1 pseudogene is annotated in these 1,607 nt (G+C 43.4%); it reads left to right on the top strand.

Going from position 1 to position 1,607, the window contains the following annotated elements:
- Positions 1 to 10 precede the first annotated feature (10 nt).
- A pseudogene (locus ACFINE_RS09665) lies at positions 11 to 1,474 on the top strand (cbb3-type cytochrome c oxidase subunit I); the annotation flags it as partial.
- Positions 1,475 to 1,607 lie beyond the last annotated feature (133 nt).

Below are 1,607 nucleotides of genomic sequence, written 5' to 3'. Positions count from 1 at the left end.
TAATCGTTGACTCTTTTCAACAAACCACAAAGACATCGGAACTCTATACCTACTATTCGGCGCATGAGCTGGAATCATAGGCACAGCTCTAAGTCTTCTCATTCGAGCTGAACTAGGCCAACCCGGTAGTTTACTAGGTAGTGACCATATCTATAATGTCATTGTGACAGCCCATGCATTTGTTATAATTTTCTTCATAGTTATACCCATTATAATTGGAGGGTTCGGGAACTGACTAGTACCCTTGATAATTGGTGCTCCTGACATAGCATTCCCCCGTCTAAATAATATAAGCTTCTGACTTCTTCCCCCCTCTTTCCTGCTGCTAATGGCATCAACCATAATCGAGGCTGGCGCCGGAACAGGTTGAACAGTATATCCCCCCTTAGCAGGAAACCTCTCTCATCCAGGGGCCTCCGTAGACTTAGTTATTTTCTCCCTCCACCTAGCAGGGATTTCCTCTATCCTAGGAGCTATCAACTTCATCACTACCATTATCAACATGAAGCCCCCCGCCATATCCCAGTATCAAACCCCATTGTTTGTCTGATCTGTCCTAATCACAGCAATCCTACTACTCCTCTCCCTGCCAGTCTTAGCTGCCGGCATTACTATACTATTAACAGACCGCAACCTTAACACTACCTTCTTTGATCCTACTGGAGGGGGAGACCCTATCCTATACCAACACCTATTTTGATTCTTTGGCCACCCTGAAGTCTACATCCTCATTCTCCCTGGATTCGGAATAATCTCCCACATTGTAACTTACTACTCCGGGAAGAAAGAACCATTTGGGTATATAGGTATGACCTGGGCTATAATGTCAATCGGGTTCCTAGGATTTATTGTATGAGCCCACCATATATTTACAGTAGGCATAGATGTAGACACACGAGCTTACTTCACCTCTGCTACCATAATCATTGCTATTCCTACTGGAGTTAAAGTTTTCAGCTGACTTGCTACACTTCATGGGGGCAATATCAAATGATCTGCCGCAATACTTTGAGCCCTAGGCTTTATCTTTCTATTCACCATAGGGGGCCTTACCGGTATTATCTTAGCAAACTCATCCCTAGATATTGTACTACACGATACGTACTATGTTGTCGCCCATTTCCACTATGTCCTGTCAATAGGAGCTGTTTTTGCCATTATAGGGGGCTTCATCCACTGATTCCCTTTATTTTCAGGCTATACATTAGACCAAACTTATGCCAAAGCCCACTTTATTATTATATTCATAGGTGTAAATTTAACCTTTTTTCCACAACACTTCCTTGGCCTATCTGGAATACCCCGACGCTATTCTGACTACCCCGATGCTTATACCGCATGAAATGTTCTATCATCCATTGGCTCCTTTATTTCACTAGTAGCAGTGATCCTAATAATCTACATGATCTGAGAGGCCTTCGCCTCAAAACGCAAGGTATCAATGACCGAACAATCCCCCACCAACCTCGAATGATTAAATGGCTGTCCCCCGCCTTATCACACATTTGAAGAACCAGCCTATGTTAAACTAAACGAAAAAGGAGGGAGTCGAACCCCCTAAAACCGGTTTCAAGCCAATCCTATAGCCCCTAGAACTTTTTCAATAA

The organism is Bartonella sp. AA97HXZ (genome assembly GCF_042196985.1).
GTDB lineage: Bacteria > Pseudomonadota > Alphaproteobacteria > Rhizobiales > Rhizobiaceae > Bartonella.
This window is presented reverse-complemented; position numbering and strand designations above follow the sequence as displayed.